This window comes from Mesorhizobium sp. P2_A8 (assembly GCF_056404935.1).
This window is the reverse complement of the sequence record NZ_JBFUDB010000007.1, coordinates 342,624-362,486: the sequence shown is the minus strand read 5'-3', so window position 1 is coordinate 362,486 and position 19,863 is coordinate 342,624. Positions and strand designations below refer to the sequence as shown.

21 protein-coding genes are annotated in these 19,863 nt (G+C 62.3%); 14 read left to right on the top strand and 7 right to left on the bottom strand.

Going from position 1 to position 19,863, the window contains the following annotated elements; translation table 11 throughout:
• The first annotated feature begins 79 nt into the window (after positions 1–79).
• Positions 80–340 (top strand): DUF982 domain-containing protein, encoded by a 261-nt coding sequence (locus tag AC1D10_RS22325; RefSeq protein ID WP_109668581.1) that lies wholly within the window; start codon positions 80–82, stop codon positions 338–340.
• A gap of 55 nt (positions 341–395) precedes the next feature.
• On the opposite strand, the gene AC1D10_RS22320 is transcribed toward AC1D10_RS22325, so the two are convergent.
• Entirely contained in the window at positions 396–548 is a 153-nt protein-coding gene (locus AC1D10_RS22320; protein WP_111545757.1) for a hypothetical protein, read from the bottom strand.
• A gap of 196 nt (positions 549–744) precedes the next feature.
• On the opposite strand from AC1D10_RS22320, the gene AC1D10_RS22315 reads away from it, so the two are divergent.
• The gene (locus AC1D10_RS22315; RefSeq protein WP_477275628.1) at positions 745–1,716 is read left to right on the top strand and encodes a glycosyl transferase family 90; all 972 of its coding nucleotides are present in this window, start codon (positions 745–747) and stop codon (positions 1,714–1,716) included.
• A 149-nt stretch (positions 1,717–1,865) separates the two neighbouring features.
• Complete coding sequence (locus AC1D10_RS22310; RefSeq protein ID WP_477275626.1) at positions 1,866–2,837, top strand: glycosyl transferase family 90; 972 nt, start codon at positions 1,866–1,868, stop codon at positions 2,835–2,837.
• Between the two features lie 46 nt (positions 2,838–2,883).
• On the opposite strand, the gene AC1D10_RS22305 is transcribed toward AC1D10_RS22310, so the two are convergent.
• The gene (locus AC1D10_RS22305) at positions 2,884–3,927 is read right to left on the bottom strand and encodes an aldo/keto reductase (protein WP_477275624.1); all 1,044 of its coding nucleotides are present in this window, start codon (positions 3,925–3,927) and stop codon (positions 2,884–2,886) included.
• A gap of 262 nt (positions 3,928–4,189) precedes the next feature.
• Between AC1D10_RS22305 and ppk2 the strand changes: the two genes are divergently transcribed.
• The gene (gene ppk2, locus AC1D10_RS22300) at positions 4,190–5,110 is read left to right on the top strand and encodes a polyphosphate kinase 2 (protein WP_477275622.1); all 921 of its coding nucleotides are present in this window, start codon (positions 4,190–4,192) and stop codon (positions 5,108–5,110) included.
• Between the two features lie 35 nt (positions 5,111–5,145).
• Here the strand turns inward: ppk2 and AC1D10_RS22295 are convergent, their stop codons facing one another.
• The 4 genes from AC1D10_RS22295 to AC1D10_RS22280 form a co-directional block, all read right to left on the bottom strand.
• Entirely contained in the window at positions 5,146–5,790 is a 645-nt protein-coding gene (locus AC1D10_RS22295; protein WP_477275620.1) for a dihydrofolate reductase family protein, read from the bottom strand.
• Between the two features lie 202 nt (positions 5,791–5,992).
• Entirely contained in the window at positions 5,993–7,024 is a 1,032-nt protein-coding gene (hemB, locus tag AC1D10_RS22290; RefSeq protein WP_477275618.1) for a porphobilinogen synthase, read from the bottom strand.
• Between the two features lie 78 nt (positions 7,025–7,102).
• Positions 7,103–7,930: a DUF2066 domain-containing protein gene (locus tag AC1D10_RS22285; RefSeq protein WP_477275616.1), complete on the bottom strand. Its 828-nt coding sequence runs from the start codon at positions 7,928–7,930 to the stop codon at positions 7,103–7,105.
• 80 nt (positions 7,931–8,010) lie between these two features.
• A complete protein-coding gene (locus AC1D10_RS22280) occupies positions 8,011–8,892 on the bottom strand; it encodes an NAD(P)H-binding protein (protein ID WP_477275614.1) in 882 nt (293 codons plus the stop codon).
• Between the two features lie 180 nt (positions 8,893–9,072).
• On the opposite strand from AC1D10_RS22280, the gene AC1D10_RS22275 reads away from it, so the two are divergent.
• The 4 genes from AC1D10_RS22275 to AC1D10_RS22260 all read left to right on the top strand — a co-directional run bounded on the left by AC1D10_RS22275 (position 9,073) and on the right by AC1D10_RS22260 (position 11,896).
• Entirely contained in the window at positions 9,073–10,116 is a 1,044-nt protein-coding gene (locus tag AC1D10_RS22275) for an enoyl-CoA hydratase/isomerase family protein (RefSeq protein ID WP_477275612.1), read from the top strand.
• A complete protein-coding gene (locus AC1D10_RS22270) occupies positions 10,113–10,535 on the top strand; it encodes a DUF6163 family protein (RefSeq protein ID WP_477275610.1) in 423 nt (140 codons plus the stop codon). Before AC1D10_RS22275 ends, AC1D10_RS22270 begins: the two co-directional genes overlap by 4 nt.
• A gap of 238 nt (positions 10,536–10,773) precedes the next feature.
• Entirely contained in the window at positions 10,774–11,289 is a 516-nt protein-coding gene (ldtR, locus tag AC1D10_RS22265) for a transcriptional regulator LdtR (RefSeq protein WP_379027411.1), read from the top strand.
• 205 nt (positions 11,290–11,494) lie between these two features.
• Positions 11,495–11,896, top strand: coding sequence for a hypothetical protein (locus tag AC1D10_RS22260; RefSeq protein ID WP_477275607.1), 402 nt, complete (start codon positions 11,495–11,497; stop codon positions 11,894–11,896).
• Between the two features lie 24 nt (positions 11,897–11,920).
• Here AC1D10_RS22260 and AC1D10_RS22255 read toward each other — a convergent pair whose 3' ends face one another.
• Positions 11,921–12,454, bottom strand: a complete 534-nt coding sequence (locus tag AC1D10_RS22255) for a hypothetical protein (protein ID WP_477275605.1) — start codon at positions 12,452–12,454, stop codon at positions 11,921–11,923.
• A gap of 372 nt (positions 12,455–12,826) precedes the next feature.
• Here AC1D10_RS22255 and AC1D10_RS22250 point away from each other — a divergent pair, with 372 nt between their 5' ends.
• From AC1D10_RS22250 to ribD, 6 genes are all read left to right on the top strand, one after another.
• Positions 12,827–14,080: a L,D-transpeptidase family protein gene (locus tag AC1D10_RS22250; RefSeq protein ID WP_379095850.1), complete on the top strand. Its 1,254-nt coding sequence runs from the start codon at positions 12,827–12,829 to the stop codon at positions 14,078–14,080.
• Positions 14,081–14,227: 147 nt separating this feature from the next.
• Positions 14,228–15,874 carry a Na+/H+ antiporter gene (locus AC1D10_RS22245; protein ID WP_477275603.1) on the top strand — a complete coding sequence of 549 codons (1,647 nt, stop codon included), beginning with the start codon at positions 14,228–14,230 and terminating at the stop codon, positions 15,872–15,874.
• Positions 15,875–16,050: 176 nt separating this feature from the next.
• A complete protein-coding gene (glyA, locus tag AC1D10_RS22240; RefSeq protein WP_013532252.1) occupies positions 16,051–17,364 on the top strand; it encodes a serine hydroxymethyltransferase in 1,314 nt (437 codons plus the stop codon).
• Positions 17,365–17,434: 70 nt separating this feature from the next.
• Positions 17,435–18,088, top strand: coding sequence for a hypothetical protein (locus tag AC1D10_RS22235; protein ID WP_477275600.1), 654 nt, complete (start codon positions 17,435–17,437; stop codon positions 18,086–18,088).
• A gap of 165 nt (positions 18,089–18,253) precedes the next feature.
• Complete coding sequence (gene nrdR / locus AC1D10_RS22230) at positions 18,254–18,733, top strand: transcriptional regulator NrdR (RefSeq protein ID WP_056594062.1); 480 nt, start codon at positions 18,254–18,256, stop codon at positions 18,731–18,733.
• Positions 18,734–18,735: 2 nt separating this feature from the next.
• On the top strand, positions 18,736–19,854 hold the full coding sequence (gene ribD, locus AC1D10_RS22225) for a bifunctional diaminohydroxyphosphoribosylaminopyrimidine deaminase/5-amino-6-(5-phosphoribosylamino)uracil reductase RibD (protein ID WP_477275598.1): 1,119 nt from the start codon (positions 18,736–18,738) through the stop codon (positions 19,852–19,854).
• Positions 19,855–19,863 lie beyond the last annotated feature (9 nt).

The following is a 19,863-nucleotide window of genomic DNA, read 5'->3' as shown; positions in this document are numbered from 1 at the left end:
GCCGCGCAAAAGGCGGCGTCAGGGCGCGGGGTGCACTTTCGGCCTCGCTTCACAGACGCCGATGGCGTAAGGAGCGGCGATGGAAAACAACCGATTTGAAACACCTGTGACTGTGAAGTCAGTCGCGGCGGGAAGCACTCAGCTCTTGCGCACGGCCCGTGAGGCTTCCGACTACCTCCTCAACAACTGGCCCGGCAAGCGCAGCCCCAAGCATCGCGCGGCCCTGCAGGCCTGCCATGATGCATTGGCCGGCGACAAGCCGGCGATGAACGCCAGGCGCGCCTTCATTGCGGCAGCGCGCGAAGTGGACGTCTTTGTCAGCGACAAGGCCCCGGCCTGATACAAGGCGACAATCTGGAATGAGGCACGGGCCCGCATGCGCGGGCCTTTTGCCGTCACTTTGCCGTTTCGGTTTCGGTTTCGGTCTCGTCTTCGGGCTTTGAACGCTCTCGCGCGGCAACCTTGGCCGCCAGCTTCTCGGCCTTCTTGGCCGCCTTCTGGCGGTCGCGTTCCTTGCGTTCGTGATCGTAGTTTGGTGGTCGCGCCATATCGGCTCCTTTTCACTGCCTCGCGGCTCTGGTCCTGCCTAGGAGCATTAGCCGTCAAACACAACAGCTGAAGCGATAGTGCCCGGTCGTTCGCGTCGATGACGGTCCGGGGGTTGCAAGATGCGCGGCACAATGGTGTAGGGAGAGCCGGGGCACCAACATATTGCGAGCTGCCCATTGTTTGATCAAGTGATCGATGGCCACAATTGCGCGAACGACTGCTAAGGTTTTCTATTATGTGCGAAATTTCGCGCGCGACGCCGTCCCACAGGAATTGTTTCGCCGGCAACTGGCGAACAGGCTCAAAAAGGCCAGGCTCACGGACAGCTCGGTTCGCCATAGGCTGAATTACTACAACAAGCTGCACGATGCCTTTGTGCCCAGCGCGAATGCCGTGCGCATCGGCAAGCTGCCTTTTGACCCGACAATGTACTATTACGACCTGAAGGAATTTGCCCGCTACTTCGATCCGTCATTGCTCGTCGATGTGGAATTCGGCGACATCGTCGAGGTGCCGAAGGTGCCGTCGATCGTCAAGGATCGGCCTATCCGTGCGCAAGACAGCAATGCGGTCATCATGAAGCTCGACAAGTTTCGTCATTTCCACATGCCTGCCGACGCAACCGCATTCGCCGACAAGCTCCCTTCCGTGGTCTGGCGCGGTGATCTCAACAACCCGATACGGACGAGGTTTCTGGACGCAGTGCGCGACTTGCCGTTCTGCGACGCCGGCTCACACAAGCCGAATGCGCCGGTCGCGTATAGCAAACCCTATCTGAGCATCGGCCAGCATCAGCGCTATCGCTACATTGTCTCGCTCGAAGGCATCGACGTGGCGACCAACCTCAAATGGGTCATGAATTCGAACTCGCTCTGCCTGATGCCGCCACCGACATACGAGACATGGTTCGCGGAAAACCAGCTCGAGGCTAACGTCCACTATGTGCCACTCGAAGCGGATTTCTCCAACCTTTCGGAGCGCGTGGCATACTTCGAGCGACATCCGGCGCAGGCCGAACGCATCATTTCTGCTGCGAATGCCTATTGCCGGACATTTACCAACGAGCAGGCCGAGCAGGCAATCTCCCTGCTCGTGCTCTACAAATACTTCGTGCTCAGCGGCCAGATCAAACCCGACGCCGAGGTCTGGCGTTATATCATGGGCTAGCGGCCGGCGGGCATCGTCCGCCGGTTCCCCATCCAGATCAGTGTTCACGCGCCGCGTCGGGTGTCCGCAGATGCGTGGCACGATAGGCCCGAGGGAACAACAACAGCCACCGTTTGTTTTGATCGAGGTTTGTTTTGATCAAGTGAATTATGGCCACCATACAGCGAACGACGGCAAGGGTTTTCTATTATACGCGAAACGTCATGCGCGATATCGCGCCGCAAGCACTCTTCCGACGGCGGCTGGCGAGTCGCCTCGAAAAAGCCCGGCTTCCGGACGGATCGGTTCGCCAGCGGCTAAATTACTACAACAAGCTGCAGGACCCATTTTCGCCCAGCCCGGCTGCGGTGCGTATCGACAATCTGCCGTTTGCACCGAGCACGTACTATTACGACCTCAAAGAGATTGCCCGGTATTTTGACCCCAAATTGCTCATAGACTTGGAATTCGGCGATGTTGTCGATGTGCCGAAGGTGCCGTCGCTCGTCAAGGATCGGCCGATCCATGCCGACAACAGCAATGCGATCATTCTGAAATTCAACAAGTTCCGGCACTTCCACATGCCTGCCGACGCAACCGCGTTCGCCGACAAGCTCCCTGCCGTGGTCTGGCGCGGCGATCTCAACAATCCGATACGGACAAGATTTCTGGATGCCGTACGCGATCTGCCGTTCTGCGACGCCGGCTCACACAAGTCGTACGCGCCGGCCGAGTACCGCAAGCCATTTCTCAGCATCGGCCAGCAGCAGCGTTATCGCTACATCGTCTCGCTCGAAGGCAATGACGTGGCGACCAACCTCAAATGGATCATGAACTCGAATTCGCTCTGCCTGATGCCCACGCCGACATACGAAACATGGTTCGCGGAGAAGCAACTCGAGGCCAACATCCACTATGTACCGCTCGACCCGGATTTTGCCGACGTTGCCGAAAAGGTGCGCTATTTCGAACAACACCCGGCAGTGGCCGAACGCATCATTGCCGCGGCGAATGCCTATTGCCGGACATTCACCGACGAGAAGCACGAGCAGGCGATCTCCCTGCTCGTGCTCTACAAATACTTCGTGCTCAGCGGCCAGATCGAGCCTGATCCCGAGGTCTGGCGCTACATCACGGGTTAAGTGCCGGGCCGGCGTCGTCCGCCGGGTTCCTCGTCGAAATCTGGGGTCACACGCCGCTGCGATCGAGAACCAGATCGGCGGCGCCGAAGCGGTCCTTTGCCGTCAGCTGCTGGTGCCAGTAGGGGTAGAGCACCGGCGGCCGGCTGATCGCGTCGAGGCGTTCACGCTCCTCGCCGGTGAGCACCAGGCTTGCCGCCGCGATGTTGTCCCGGAACTGCGTTTCGCTCCTGCCGCCGATCACCAGCGAACTGACCGCCGGCCGGCCGAGCAGCCAGGCCAGTGCCACCTGCGCTGCCGACACGCTGCGCTGCGAGCCGATCTCGACAAGGACGTCGACGATCCGCCAGAGCCGGTCCTCGTCGCGGATCGGCGGTTCGGACCAGCCGGCGAGCTGCCGGGCGGTGGGGCTGTCGCGGCGGTATTTGCCGGACAGCAATCCGCCGGCAAGCGGGCTCCAGACCAGCACGCCGAGCCCCTGGTCGACCGAAATCGGCAGCAATTCATATTCCGCCTCGCGCGCTTCCAGCGTGTAGTGGATCTGCTGGGTGACGAAGCGCGGCTGGTGATGGCTGTCGCTGATGCCGAGCGCCTTCATCACTTGCCAGCCGGAATAATTGGAGCAGCCGACATAGCGGATCTTGCCCTGGGCAACCAGCGTGTCGAGCGCGGCGATGGTTTCCTCGAGCGGTGTCGTGCCGTCCCATTCGTGCAGGAAGTAGATGTCAATGACGTCGGTCTTCAACCGCTTCAGGCTCTTCTCGCATTCGCGGATCAGGTGATAGCGCGACAGGCCTTCGTCGTTCGGACCGTTGCCGATCCGCATCCGCGCCTTGGAGGCGATCAGCACGTCGCCCTTGCGCTTGCCGCCGAGTGCTTCGCCGATGATCTCTTCCGAAATGCCGTTCGAATAGACGTTGGCGGTGTCGATGACGTTGATGCCGGCATCGATGCAGAGATCGATCATCCGGCGCGCCTCGTCGAGATCGGTCTTGCCGACAGCCGAAAACGCGCCGGCGCCGCCGAAGGTCATCGTGCCCATGGTCAGTGTCGAAACTTTCAAGCCGGAACGGCCGAGGGTGCGGTATTCCATGTCAGTCCTCGCGATTGCATTGGGGAAAGGGGCTTTGGGGAAAGATATTTGTAGGACAATTTAGACCGCTCGTCGACATGCCACGGCGACGGATCGATCATGCCTCGCGGGATTTGCTGCGGCGGCCATCGTGCTCAGTCTGCAATAAAACCGTCATTGCCGGTCTATATTGAAGTCGGCTCAGGTGTTGCCACTCCGGGACGCAGGCCAGGGGTTGGGCGCCGGACGTGGATCGACACGGCTTGCAAGCGGAGCAGCTGAAATGACCGAGCTAAAACAGAATTCTCCCGCCAGGGACTGGCTTGAAGCCGAACTCGCCGACACGCTCGATGAAGACTATGAGCTCGAAATGTCGGAGCCGGCGCTGTCGATGGAGATCGCGAAGATCTACAAGAACTCGCATCCGCCTTCGATCGATCGGATGCAATATTTTCGCGACCTGATCACCTTGCAATCCGAATTGATCAAGCTGCAGTCCTGGGTCGCCTATCACAAGAAGAAGCTGGTGGTGGTCTTCGAGGGCCGCGACTCTGCCGGCAAGGGCGGTGTCATCAAGCGCATCACTCAGCGGCTCAATCCACGCATCTGCCGTGTCGTCGCCCTGCCGGCGCCGACCGAGCGCGAGAAGTCGCAATGGTATTTCCAGCGCTATGTGCCGCATCTGCCAGCCGGCGGCGAGATCGTGCTGTTCGACCGCTCCTGGTATAACCGCTCCGGCGTTGAACGGGTGATGGGTTTTGCCCAGCCCGATCAGGTCGAGGAATTCTTCCGCGACGTGCCGGAGTTCGAGCGCATGCTGGTCCGCTCGGGCATCACCGTGGTCAAATACTGGTTCTCGATCACCGACGAGGAGCAGCAGATGCGCTTCCTGATGCGCATCCACGATCCGATGAAGCAGTGGAAACTCTCGCCGATGGACCTGCAGTCGCGCGTGCGCTGGGAGCAGTACACCAAGGCCAAGGAAGAGACCTTTGCCCGCACCAACATTCCGGAGGCGCCCTGGTTCATCGTCGAGGGCAACGACAAGAAGCGGGCGCGGCTGAACTGCATCGACCATCTGCTCAAGCAGATGCCGTATGAAGAGGTGCCGCACGAGGAGATCACGCTGCCCGAGCGCGTCTTCAATCCCGAATACGAGCGCCAGACGCTGCCGCGCGAGCTCTACGTGCCGGAAAAGTACTGAGCGTCTCACCGTCCCCACATGAGGGAGAGCGAAACCTAGGCACGCTTGATGATCACGTGGGTGGCGAGCGGCGTGGCGACCTGCTCGCTGCAGAGATAACCGAGCCTGGGCATGTCCAGTCCGGCAAAAAGGTTCTCACCGGCACCAAGCAGCACCGGCGAGATCGCCAGATGCATCTCGTCGATCAGCTTCTCCTGGAGATATTGCTGGATGGTGGCGACGCCTCCGCCGACCCGCACGTCCTTGCCATCAGCCGCCGCCTTCGCTTGTTCAAGCGCCGAATGGATGCCGTCGGTGACGAAGTGGAAGGTCGTGCCGCCCTCCATGACGATCGGTTCGCGCTTATGATGGGTCAGCACGAAAACCGGCACATGGTAGGGTGGGTTGTCGCCCCACCAGCCCCTCCAACTGTCGTCGGGCCATTCGCCGCGGATCGGCCCGAACATATTGCGGCCGAGGATCCAGGCGCCGACATTCTCGAAGCTGCGCGCCGCAAAGTCCTCGTCAGCGCCGGTCGCACCGCCTTCCTCGCCGAACATCTTGCGGAAGGTGCGGGTGCTCCAGGCCCATTTGTGCAAGGCTTCCCCGCCGACACCGAGCGGATTTTGCAGGTCCTGGTCGGGACCGGCGCCGTAGCCGTCGAGCGACAGGGTGAATGCGTTGACGCGAAGTTTGGACATAAAGTCTCCTCCATAACCAGTTGTGCAAGCGGTAGCAAACTGATTGTGAATTGCAAGCAGTTTGTGTGGATGCAGCAAACCGCAGGCGATTGGTCCAACGACCTTCGCTCGGGCTCCCGTCCGGAAGCCGGCAATTGTTCATGGAGATCGAGGAGGTCGCCGGCATTGCCCGCTGCGACCGGCCATCGGTGGGAAGAGAAAACTATCCCTTCAGCATCGTCGCCACTTCAGGCGCGAAATAGGTGAGGATGCCGTCGCAGCCGGCACGCTTGAAAGCGAGCAGCGATTCCAGCATCGCCTTTTCGCCATCGATCCAGCCATTGGCGGCCGCCGCCTTGATCATCGAATATTCGCCCGACACCTGGTAGGCGAAGGTCGGCATCTGGAATTCGTCCTTCAGCCGCCGGATGATGTCGAGATAGGGCAGGCCGGGCTTGACCATCAGCATGTCGGCGCCTTCGGCGATATCCTGTTCGGCCTCGCGCACCGCTTCGTCCGAATTGGCGTGGTCGATGTAATAGGTCTTCTTGTCGCCCTTGAGCAGCCCGGCGGTGCCGACCGCCTCGCGATAAGGGCCGTAGAAGGCCGAGGCGAATTTGGTCGCGTAGGACATGATTGCCACGTCCTGGAAGCCGTTGGCGTCGAGCGCGTCGCGGATGGCGCCGATGCGGCCGTCCATCATGTCGGACGGCGCGATGATGTCGGCGCCGGCCGCCGCCTGGATGACGGCCGCGGCGGTCACCTGTTCGACCGTCTCGTCATTGACGATGATGCCGTCGCGCAGGATGCCGTCATGGCCATGGCTGGTGAACGGATCGAGCGCGGCATCGGTGATGATGCCAATCTCAGGCACCGCGTCCTTTATCGCCCGGGTGGCGCGGTTGATGACGTTGTCGGGGTCGAGAATGTGCGAACCGGTCTGGTCGCGCAGCGCGATGTCGACATTGGGGAAGGTGGCGAGTGCCGGAATGCCGAGCTTTGCCGCGCGCTCGGCCTCCTTGACGGCGAGATCGACAGACAGGCGGAAAACGCCCGGCATGGCGGCGATCGGCTCGCGGACATTCTTGCCGTCGACGACGAAGATCGGCCAGATCAAATCGTCGACCGTGAGCCGGTTCTCCTGCACGAGACGGCGCGACCAGTCGGCCTTACGCATGCGGCGCAAGCGGCGGCTGCCGGTGATGTCGTCGACGCTGCGCGCGCCGGCTGGCTTTGTCGGTGTGAATTTGTTCATCGCCAAAACTCTCGTTCGGCGGCTTTTTACCACGAGCCCTTGCTGCTGACCAATGCGACACGTTTGTGCCAGGGTGTCCTAGGGTTGCCCATTGCCTGACAGAATCTGCGCCGCGCCCCTAATCGCGACGCGGAAAGCCTCGTCGAAGGAGACACCGCGCACCTGCCAGCTATAGGTCTTCCCGCCCATGGCCAGCCGCCAGTCGGCGATCCAGCCGAATTCCTTGTCACTCCAGACGATGCTTCCGGCAAGCGCCTGATCGGCTCCGGCCTTTGTCGCAGCCGTATCCAGCTTCGCCATGTCAGCGTCGCGCAGCGTCTTGTCATCCAGCCCGGCCTGCAACAGCAGCGCTACCCTGGGGAAGACTACCTGCATGGCCAGCGGCAAGGCGGCATTGCCGAACGATTCGCGCATCAATGCGCCGCGCTCGTCATCGGCATCGAGCGCGAAATGCCGGATGCCTTGCTCGGTTGCCAAGAAAACCGCCAGCCGTGGCCGCTCGGTCAGCCATGGCTTGCTGCCGAGCGAAGCCAGGACCGGGTCGATCGTCGCCGGCGTGTATTGGCAATAAAGGTCGTGCGGCCGGTCGTGGGTGCCTTGTTCGTCATGCACCGGTATGCCTTCCATGCGGTCGCGGTAGCGGAAGCTGGTGACAAAGCTGCCGGCCTTGTCGCGCAGCCCCGTCATCTCTGGTTTTGCCGTCAGGCGCTGATCACCGGAAACCCGGACCAGAACCGCATCGAGGCAGATCTTGAAGCCCGCCTGGCGGTTCGGCTCGCCCTGGCCGGTGACGATGGTCTGTGATTGGTAGAGGTCATCGACAACAGCCGCCCTGGCCGGACCATTGGCGGCGTAGAGGGCCAGCAGGCCACCCAGAACAAGGGCAAGGCGCAAAAACTGCGGCATGGCTCACCGTCCGGTTCGAGGGTTTGTCGGCCAATCTCTAGCACCGGGTGTCGCTGGCGGCCAAGACGGCGCTCCGCCGCTCAGTTTTGACTTTGGCCCGCGGATCCGGACGCGGCGGCCTCCTCAACGAATTTCCTGAAGTCGGTTGGAGGGTCGCCGGTCAAATGCTGGTGCGCGTCCGTCACCCGTTGGTAGCGGCCTTCTTCTATCGATCGGCACAAGGTCGAAAAGGCATGCGGCCATGGGTCCTCCATCGCTGCCCAGGCCCGCTGAAGATAGTCGGCGGGCGAACAGGCAACGAACTCAAGCGGGCGGCCAAAGGCCGAACCGGCGGCCCCGGCGAGGTCGTGAAACGACAGCGACCGCGGTCCCGTCAGTTCATAGGTTTTTTCAGCGTGATTCATGGCTGACGCGACCACGGCCGCCGCTGCCAACGCAACATCGTTTCTTGATACAGGCGCAACCCGCCCAGCGCCCGTGGGGAGCGAAACGACCCCGGACGAAAGGGCCGGCTTGATCCAGCTATCCAGAACCAGATCCGAATACAGGCCGCATCTCAGGATCGTCCAGGCGCACCCGCTTTCACGCAGCCTGCGCTCCGCGTCCCTGTAGACAGGCGTGAAATAGAACGGCGAGTCCGCATCGATATCGATGATGCTGGTGAAGACGATTGACGGTACGTTTCGGGAAACGGCCGCCTCCATGGCATTGGCGTGGTGACGAAGGACATTCCGGCCGTCGCCGTCGCTCGAGACGAGCAGCAGCGTCGAGACACCTTCGAATGCCCGCAACAAACTTTTCGGATCATCGTAGTCCGCGACCCGCAACGGCATTTCGGCAGGCACGCTCGCCGCACGCGTGCCGGGGTTCCTGACCATCCCGGCCGCCGGCAAGCCCTGGCGCGACAGCGCCGCAAGCACCTTGCCTCCGACAAATCCCGACGCTCCGGTTACAAGGATCATGCGTTCGTCCTGAGCCTCACAGGCAGACACGTTGCACCCATTTGGCCGGGGTGCAAAGGATGGTGCCTTGCCTCTCCGAGATCCAAACAGGCGCACGATGGCAGCGCTTGGCATTGACGCACCCATGCGCCACGCTTTAGCACTTCAGTCCCGACGGCGCGGGGGAGGGATTCTTTCACGATGGATTTTGGCGGAGGCGACGAGATCCGCTTTGAACATCTGGGCCGGGCCGGCGTCGTCACGTTGACACGGCCGCAGGCGCTCAATGCCTTGACGCACCGCATGATCAGGGCGCTCGACGCTGCTCTTTCCGCCTGGGAGGCCGACCAAGGTGTCGATGTCGTCGTCGTCAGGGCCGAAGGCAGGGCGTTTTCAGCGGGCGGCGACATCCTTCATGTGTATGAGGCCGGCAGGGCTGGAAAGCCGCCGGTCGAATTCTTCGCCGATGAATACCGGCTCAATGCCCGCATCAACGGCTTCAAGAAACCCTACGTCGCCCTGATCGACGGCATCGTCATGGGCGGCGGCGTCGGCATCTCCTTCCACGGCTCGCACCGAGTGATGACCGAGAATGCCCAGTTCGCAATGCCGGAGGTCGGCATCGGCTTTTTCCCGGATGTCGGCGCCAGCCATTTGCTGCCTGATCTCGGCGGCTCCTTCGGCATGTATCTGGCGCTGACCGGCAATCGCATCCGCTATGGCGACGCGCTGTGGTCGGGCTTGGCCACCCACACCATCAAGGCAGAGGACCAGGGCGGCTTCCTTGACCGGCTGACGCTGACCGGCGATCCGGAATCGGTGCTGCGCGGTTTCTTCGTTCAGGCAAGGCGGGAGACCGACAGGCCGACGCTGGAGGCGATCGTCCGTCATTTTTCACAACCGTCTCTCAACGCCGTCATCGACAGCCTGGAACGGGCGGCAGGCGCCGACGAGTTCGCGGCAAAGGCGCTGGCGACGATTCGGACACGCTCGCCGACCAGCCTGCGCGTCGCCTGGCGCGAGATCAGCGCCGGGCTGACCTTGTCCATGGACGCTTGCATGAAGATGGAGTTCCGCATCCTCAACCGGATGCTCGCCGGCCATGATTTCTACGAAGGCATCCGCGCCGTCATCATAGACAAGGGTTCGAAGCCGCAATGGCGGCCAGAGAGCCTGGATGCGGTCAGCGAGGCGGATGTCGACGCCTATTTCGCCTCGCTAGGCGACCGGGAACTCGACCTGTGAGCGAGGTGACCTCGAGACGCGTCGTGCTGCAGCCCTCGGGCGTGGAGGTGATCTTCGCCTGGTTCCAGCGCGTCATATCAGGCTATTGCCTGCTGTTCGGCATTCTCTACTGGATCAAGCTGATCGGCTTCTATCCGGGCCCGCTATGGCGTTTCGACCTGATGCCCGTGCACTGGCAGGTGGCGGCGGTGGTGCTCGCCGTGTTCTTCCCCTTTGCCGCCGCCGGCCTGTGGATGCTAGCCTCCTGGGGGCCGGTCATCTGGTTCATTTGCGCGGTGACCGAGATCGTCATGTATGCCGGGTTTCCCGAACTTTTCGGCCACCGCATACTCATTGTCATCTCGCATGCGGCGGTGGCGCTGCTCTATATCGTTTTCCGGGTGATCATCTGGCTGCAGAAACGACCAGTACGGCACTAAGCCCTTGAGCACATTGGCGGCCTGGCGGCGGCCTGGATTCAGCCCCGCAATTATTGGCGAAATCTTTAGGTTAATTGTCCTTGCTCGGGTGACCGTTCGTTAAGCCTCTTCCGAAACCTCTTAGCGGTAAGCTCTTGTTAGCCCTAGCGTTTAAGTCGAATTTTATGAGTATTCGATAGTGTCGCGATCAAGGTGAAAAACAAAAAATCACCAGGGCGACAAACGAGAGGCAAAGACAATGATCAATTCGCGTCCGGCGGCGAAGACCGCCAACGTATCCGACGACCGCCGCGAGGCTATCCGCTCGCTGTACATGGAATCGCTGCAGCTTGTAGAGCGGCTGCACCGCCGCCTGCTTGACGTGATCAAGGATGAATTCGACCGCAACGGCCGTTCCGACATCAATGCCATCCAGGCGCTGCTGCTGTTCAACATCGGCAATTCCGAGCTGACCGCCGGCGAGCTGCGTTCGCGTGGCTACTATCTCGGCTCCAACGTCTCCTACAATCTGAAGAAGCTGGTCGACCTCGGCTTCATCAACCACCAGCGCTCGCGCATTGATCGCCGTTCGGTTCGCGTCTCGCTGACTCCGAAGGGCAACGAGGTGGCGGACGTCGTCGCCGGCCTCTATGAACGCCATGTCGGCTCGATCGAGCAGGTCGGTGGCATCAACACCGAGGAATTCAAGCAGATGAACCGTGCCCTGCAGCGGCTCGACCGCTTCTGGAACGATACCATCGCCTACCGGATGTAACCGGCACATCGGATCCGGCCCGCGCCAAAGAAGCGCGGCCGAAATGTCGACCTCTGGTCAAGGCCGGTGCCGAAGGGCATCGGCTCTTTTCTTTCCCCATCCCAACTCTTCCCGATCCCCAAGCCCAGGCGCGCCCGGTCGGCACCATCCCGCCAGGTTTGCTTTCGCTGCGGCAGTGCCTAATGTCATGGCTTGGAGGGGGCGCATGATGGACCTGGGGAAACGCTCGAGGATTTGCTCGGTTGCCGCAGCGCTTTTGTTGGTCTCGCAAACGGCTTTCGCCGAGGAGTGGTGGCAGGATTCTTTCGCCGCGGAAGGCAGCGCTCCCTGTGACAACAATGACTCGATCGTGACGTTTGCCGGCAAGGCAGTGGAGATGTGGGAGGTCGGCTGCACCTTGGACAAGGTTCAGAAGATCAACCGCCTGGATGTCGTCATCCTGGACATGACGTGTACCGACGGTGAGAGTACGGACAAGAGACGGGAACTGTTGCTCAAACTGGAGGATAGCAAAGTCCTGCGCTATCCCCAGCACGAGGTGCTGCAACGATGTTCGGAATTGAAGGCGCAGCCAAGCCCGGACCCAAAAGTTGAAACTCCACACTGAGGAACCATGAGATGGTCAGCAGGATCACGGCCTCAGCGGGCAGAACTTTTCGTGAAAATACGCAAGCGCCTGTTCGGCCTGGCGCGGCTCGCCGAAGAACGGGCCGGTAGCTTCTGGCTCACTGGTCAGATCGCAGCTGCCGTCGGTGTCGGTCGTGCAACTCTTGGTCAGCCCCTTGAGCGAGATGGTGGCCGGCGGATTGTCGAAGCCAATGGCCGTGACGGCGCTCAAGTCCAGCGTGTAGGTTAGGCGATAGTAGGGTTCGCCATCCTCCTCGAACTGCTGTTCGGCCTTGTAGCTGCACGCGCTGAGCTTCGTCACCGTAAACCTCAGCGTTTCGGTTCTGTCGCCGACCTCGTTGGGGCCAGTGCTGGTGAAGACCGCCGGCGATCGGGAAACCTGCTTCAGCGGTTCGTCGACCTGCTGCCCATATTTGGGGATCGCGCCCTGTTCCAGGCCGTGCACGAAATAGGCGACCGTTTCCTCCGGCGTCGGAGCGCTGCCGCTCGGAGCTGCGGCCAATGCGAAGGCCGCGACGACTGAAAGGACACCAGGCATGGTCTCGTTCCCTGTGTTGGGCGAGCTTGTCAGTGTATCATCAAGGGTTGGTGGTTTATCGGTCGATATTGGGCCTACGATCGCGGATCGGTGCCGAAAGAGCACTGGCCTTTCATTTCGCTGCGTCGACCGGGCCAAATTCGGACGGAAGCCACGTTGCCGCCATATTCCAATGGGACCGAGGATGCCGGTGATGCTGTGGTGAAGGCCGTGCGTTCACCCGGAACCCGTATCGCGGCTCGAGCGTTTGTGGCCGAACTGATACGGACATGGTTGGCTAATTGTTAAGATTGCCAACTTTAGAGTACGGGCAAAATCGCCCTGATAACCGAATGCAGCAGATCGAACGCTACAAGAATGTCTGGAACGTCCATGAGAACCAGCCGCCGTTTTTTCCTTTCCGGAGCCTCCGCGCTCGCAGCCGCGATGGTCGCCGGCGGCGCCAATGCGCAGGATGTGATCGGTGATATCCTGAAATCCTCGGCGCGCGGCAATTGGGATGACCAGTTCGATGCCCGCGCCAGCGAGGGCGGCAAGGTGGCCTCGACGCTGCCGATCTTCAGCGCGCAGACCGTGGCCTTTACCGAGCAGGCGGTGGCGCAATATCAAAACATTGCCGCTCAGGGCGGCTGGGTAGAGGTCCCGGCGACCAAGAAGCTGCAACTCGGCGTCGATGACCCGGATGTCGTGCCGTTGCGCAAGCGCCTGATGGTCTCTGGCGACCTGTCGCAGAGCGCCGGAATTTCGACGGCCTTCGATTCCTATGTCGACTCGGCGGTCAAGCGCTTCCAGTTGCGTCACGGGCTGCCCGCCGACGGCTCCATGGGCAAATACACCTACTTGGCGATAAACGTCTCGGCGCAGATCCGGCTTGGCCAGTTGCAGACCAATCTGCAGCGGCTGAAGGAGAAGGCCGGCACGCTGGGCAGCCGCTATGTTCTGGTCGACATTCCGGCCGCGCAGGTCGAAGCCGTCGAGAACGACCGCGTCGTGCTTCGCCACACCGCGATCGTCGGCAAGATCGATCGTCAGACGCCGATCGTCAATTCCAAGATCAACGAGATCATCGTCAATCCGTACTGGAATGCGCCGGTCTCGATCGTGCGCAAGGATATCATTCCGCTGATGCGGAAGGACCCCAACTACCTGAAGGACAGCCATATTCGCCTGTTCGCGCCGGACGGCAGCGAAGTCGACCCGCTCAATGTCGACTGGTCGACCGACGACGCCGCCAAGTATCGCTTCCGCCAGGATCCGGGTGCGGGCAACGCCATGGCCTCGGTGAAGATCAATTTCCCGAGCCCGGACGGCGTCTACATGCACGACACGCCGCAGCAGAGCCTGTTCGGGAAGATGATGCGCTTCGATTCCTCGGGCTGCGTGCGCGTGCAGAATGTGCGCGACCTCGTCACCTGGATCCTGCGCGACACGCCCGGCTGGGACCGCCAGCATTTCGAGGCGGCGATCAAGACCGGCGAAAACACGCCGATCCAGATCACCAACCCGGTGCCGGTGCATTTCCTCTATCTCTCGGCCTGGTCGACGGGCCCGGGCGTCGTGCAGTTCCGCGACGACGTCTACGCGCTCGACGGCGCCAACGAGCTGCAGATCACCTCGTCGCTTTAAATACCTGATTGTTTTACAGAAAAGGCCGCCGGTCAGGGCGGCCTTTTTCGTTGCTCGGATCCCGGTTGCGCTTTTTTTGCGGGAGAGGGCGGCTGGACGGATCGGCCGGCTTTGCGCATGGTCGGCGGACAAGTCTGGAACCGGACCATGGATGTCGCCGTCTTCATTCTGGTTGTGCTCGTCTTCGTCGCCGTTTCCGGCGCGCTGGTGCGCCTGGTGCGGGTGCCGTTGCCGGTGCTGCAGATTGCCATAGGCGCCGCACTCGCCTGGCCGGTGCGCGGCATCCATGTCGAGATCAATCCGGAACTGTTCCTGCTGGTGTTCATTCCGCCGCTGCTGTTCGGCGATGCCTATGGCGCGTCTAAGCGTGAATTGCTGGCGCTGCGCGGACCAATCCTCAACCTCGCCATCGGGCTTGTGTTCTTCACCATCGTCGGCTTCGGCTACGCCCTGCACTGGCTGGTGCCGAGCATTCCGCTGGTCGTCGCTTTCGCGCTCGCCGCCGTGCTGTCGCCGACCGATGCGGTGGCCGTGTCCTCGATCGTCGACAAGAACCTGGTTCCGGCGCGGCTGATGCACATTCTGGAAGGCGAGTCGCTGCTCAACGACGCTTCGGGACTGGTCATGTTCCGCTTTGCCGTCGCGGCCGCTCTGACTGGCAGCTTTTCGTTTGCCGCGGCATCCCTGAGTTTCCTCTATGCCGTTGCCGCCGGCATCCTGATCGGCGTGGCGGCATTGTTCGTCGCCGCCAAGCTGCTGCAATTGCTCAACCGCATCGGCGGCGTGCCGGCCGAGGCGCAGGTGCTGGTGATGATCCTGCTGCCCTTCATTGCTTATCTCGGCGCCGAGCACATCGGCGCTTCCGGCATCCTGGCGGCGGTCACCGCCGGCTTGCTGACCGGCGGCTCTGGCGTGTTTCGTTTCCTCGGCGTCTCGGCGCGCATGCAGACGATGTCGCTGTGGACGACGCTTTCCTTCGTTTTCAACGGTGCTCTCTTCATCGTGCTCGGACTGCAGCTTCCCGACATCATCCGCCATGTGCCGCCTGAACTGATGAGCCTGCACCCGATCGTCCAGCCGGTCGCGACCGTCATCGCGCTGACGCTGTGCCTGATCGCGCTACGCTTTCTGTGGATCTGGGTCGGCGATATCGCGGCTGGTATCGCGGCGCGGCTGGGCAAACGCAAGGTGGAGCCGTTTGGGCTGCGCGTGCGGCTCGCCGGTTCGGTGGCCGGGGTGCGCGGCGCGATCACGCTGGCCGGCATCCTGTCTCTGCCGCTCGCCTTGCCTGACGGTTCGCCCTTTCCGGCGCGCGACTTGGTCATCTTCCTCGCCGCGGGCGTCATCATCTGCTCGCTGGTCTTCGCCAGTCTCGCCTTGCCGAAGATCGCCAGCGGGCTGGTCGAGCCTGGAGAGGATGTCGGTGCCGCCGAGGAGCGGCTCGCACGTGTCGGCGCGGCCAAGGCGGCCATCGCCCGCATCGAGAGCATCGCCGCCACCGACACCGAAGATGGAGGCGAGGTGCCCGGCGCCCGGCTGGCTGCCGCCGACAACATTGTCGCCGGCTACCGGCGCCGGATTGCTGCCTCCGACGAAGCCGATGAAGCACGCGCCAAAGCACGCGAAGCCGGTCGGCTGGAACTTGAGCTCAGGCTCGCCGGCATCGAGGCCGAACGCGGGGCCGTTCGCGCCATGTTGCGCAGCGGCCAGATCAACGATCATGCGGCACGGGCGCTGTTCACCGAGATCACCCTTACCGAAGCCTTGCTGAAGGGGCGGCAGGACCGGAAATAGCCCACTCGTTGCCTCGTTGGCGCAATCCGGCCAGCAAATTTCGCGCCGCAAACGTGGCGGGGCGAAAACAACTGTGTTAATGGCGCGGCGAATGCATGTCGCCCAAAAGTGTGCAGCGGTTTGGGACAACGACATGCATAAATCAAAATTGCCCCCGAACCCGAGGATGTCAGGCCATGGCAACAGCAGCGGCAGTGTCGAACAAATTCGAATCCTTCTTCGAAACCACGCTGGCCGACGCCGATCCGGAGATTTTCGGCGCCATCCGCAACGAACTCGGTCGCCAGCGCCACGAGATCGAATTGATCGCCTCTGAAAACATCGTCTCGCGCGCCGTTCTGGAAGCGCAGGGCTCGATCATGACCAACAAGTACGCCGAGGGCTATCCGGGCAAACGCTACTATGGCGGCTGCCAGTTCGTCGACGTCGCCGAGGAACTGGCGATCGAGCGGGCGAAAAAGCTGTTCGGCTGTAACTTCGCCAACGTCCAGCCGAATTCGGGCAGCCAGATGAACCAGGCCGTGTTCCTGGCGCTGCTGCAGCCTGGTGACACCTTCATGGGCCTCGACCTCAATTCGGGCGGCCATCTGACCCACGGCTCGCCGGTCAACATGAGCGGAAAATGGTTCAAGGTCGTGTCCTATGGCGTGCGCCAGGACGACCACCTGCTTGACATGGATGCGATCGAGAAGACCGCCCACGAGACCAAGCCGAAGCTGATCCTGGCCGGCGGTACCGCTTATTCGCGCGTCTGGGACTGGAAGCGTTTTCGCGAGATCGCTGATGCGGTTGGCGCTTATTTGATGGTCGACATGGCGCACATCGCCGGCCTGGTGGCGGGGGGCGTGCATCCGTCGCCGCTGCCGCATGCTCATGTGGTGACCACGACCACGCACAAGTCGCTGCGCGGCCCCCGTGGCGGCATGATCCTGTGCAATGACGAGGACATCGCCAAGAAAATGAATTCCGCGGTGTTCCCCGGCCTGCAGGGCGGCCCGCTGATGCATGTCATCGCCGCCAAGGCGGTGGCCTTCGGCGAAGCACTGAAGCCGAGCTTCAAGGTCTACGCCGAGAGCGTCGCCGCCAACGCCAAGGCGCTCGCCTCCAGCCTTAAGGAAACCGGTCTCGATATCGTCTCCGGCGGCACCGACAACCATCTGATGCTGGTCGACCTGCGCCCCAAGAACGCCACCGGCAAGCGCGCCGAGGCAGCGCTCGGCCGCGCCAACATCACCTGCAACAAGAATGGCATTCCGTTCGATCCGGAAAAGCCTTTCGTCACGTCAGGGGTGCGTCTCGGCACGCCGGCCGGCACCACGCGCGGCTTCGGCCAGGCCGAGTTCCGCGAGATTGGCAAGCTGATCGCCGAAGTGCTGGATGGTCTGAAAGTCGCCAATTCCGACGAGGGCAATGCCGCTGTCGAAGCGGCGGTCAAGGCCAAGGTGGTGGCGCTGACCGACCGTTTTCCGCTCTACCCCTATCTCGGCTGACGAGATTAAGGTCTCATCATCTTGCCGCGATGACAGGCGTCGTCGCGGCAAGCCTGCGGCAGGAGCCTTGATGATGCGAATTGTTCGTCTCGCCGACCTTGCCGTCGCTGGCACTCTGGCTGCTTTGATTGCCTTGCCGTTGTCCGGCATCGCCTTGGCACAAACCGCCCCCGCTCAAACCGCGCCGACGCAGCCCGCACCTGCCCAGGCCGCGCCCGCGGCACCCGCCCCGGCAGCCCCCAAGCTCGAAACTTTCGGCAGATGGTCGACGCTGGTCGACGAGGTCGATACCGGCGAGGACATCCGCAAGACTTGCGCGGCGTCGACCGCCTTTATCGGTGCCGGTGGCGAGAGCGGCATCCTGACGCTCATCATCACCAACGGCGATGCGCTGCCGCCGGATGCTTACCCGTCCCTGACCATTGCGGTCGATAATAAGGGCTTGCCGACCGGCAAGTCGGTCGCGGCCACCTTCGGCGATGACAAGGGCCACATCACCGCGAAGCTCCATTCCGATGCTACCGTCAATGGCCGGCTCAGCTGGATCGTGGACAATCAGGCCAAGACCAGCCTGGCGCTCTTGCGTGTCATGCGCCGCGCATCGGCGCTCGATGTCTCCTTTGGCGACGCGCCGGTTGGAAGCATATCCATGGACGGCTTCACCAAGGCCTATCGCAGTCTCGGCAAATCGTGCGGGTTTCCGACCACCGACGTCGCCCCCTGACGGCATCGGCACACTGTCCGGCTGCTTTGGCGACGCTGGCAATCTTGCTTGCGCCTCGCTATCTCTGAGGGGCAAGGGGCGAGGGGCTGTTGCCGATACTTTGCCATCGTTGCAAAAACCTCTAAGCCTTTCGCCTCACCAGATTCGCCAACCAAAGGCTTCTCCATGCGCTGTCCCTATTGCCAGTCAGAAGATACGCAGGTGAAGGATTCGCGCCCCGCCGAGGATGGCGCGGCAATCCGCAGGCGGCGCGTCTGCCCCGATTGCGGCGGCCGCTTCACCACCTTCGAGCGCGTGCAGCTGCGCGATCTCGTCGTGGTCAAGAAATCGGGTCGCAAAGTGCCGTTCGACCGCGACAAGTTGTTGCGCTCGGTGGAGATTGCCGTTCGCAAGCGCAATGTCGATCCCGAGCGCATCGACCGCGCCGTGACCGGCATCGTGCGCCAACTCGAAAGCTCCGGCGAGACCGAAGTGGCTTCCGGCGAGGTCGGCCGGCTGGTCATGGAAGCGCTGAAGTCGCTCGACGATGTCGCCTATGTCCGCTTCGCCTCGGTCTACCGCAATTTTCGCGAAGCCAAGGACTTCCACGAATTGCTCGGCGAGCTCAAGGGGGACGAAATCAAGGGTGAAGAGGACGCCAGCTGAGCATGACGGCACGCGACAGACAGGCCGAACTTGATCGCCGTTTCATGGCGGCGGCGCTCCGCCTTTCGCGGAAGAATGCCGGGCGCACCGCGACCAATCCTTCCGTAGGCACGCTGATCGTGCGCGACGACGGCAATGGCCCGATGATTGTCGGCACCGGTGTGACCGCTGTCGGCGGCCGCCCGCATGCCGAGACCGAGGCGTTAGCCGAGGCCGGCGCGCTGGCGCGCGGCGCCACCGCCTATGTCACGCTGGAACCTTGCGCCCATCATGGCCGCACGCCGCCTTGTGCCAATGCGCTGGTCAGCGCCGGTGTCGCGCGCGTCGTCGGCGCCGCCAGCGACCCCGATCCGCGCGTGTCCGGCAAGGGCTACGCGATACTGCGCGCCGCCGGCGTCGAGGTCGTCGAGAAGGTGTTGGCGGCGGAAGCCGCCGAACAGATGGCCGGCTATCTGATTCGATCGTTGAGAAAGCGCCCCGAAGTAATTCTCAAGCTTGCCCTTTCCAGTGATGGCAAGATCGGCAGGCAAGGCGAAGGGCAGGTGTCGATCACCGGCGATGTCGCCCGCCGCGAAGTGTATCTCATGCGGGCCGAGGCCGACGGCATACTGGTCGGTATCGGCACGGCACTGGAGGATGATCCGGCTCTGACGGTGCGCTTGCCGGGGCTGGAGAACCGTTCGCCGGCCCGCATAGTGCTCGACCGGCAGATCAGGTTGCCCGAGGCCTCGAAGCTGGTTTCGGGCGTGGACCGGGTGCCGCTCTACGTCGCCGCTTGCCTGGAAGCCGATCCGCATCGGCGGACCATGCTGGAACGCGCCGGGGTGCGCTTCATCGGCACAGAAACGCATGAAGGAGGCGTAGCCCTGCCGGAATTGCTCGAGGATCTGGCCGCGCTCGGCATGGCCAGCGTTCTGGTCGAGGGCGGCGCCAAGGTGGCGAGCGCTTTTCTGGCCGATGGGCTGGTCGACCGCATCGTGCTGTTCCGGGGGCCCGAAGCGATCGGTAGTGATGGCATTGCATCGCCCATCGATGCCGACCATATCCCGGCAGGATTTCGCAAGCTTCGCGAGATGCGTTTCGGCGAAGACAGCTATGCCGAGTGGATCAGAGACATTTAGGATCAACAC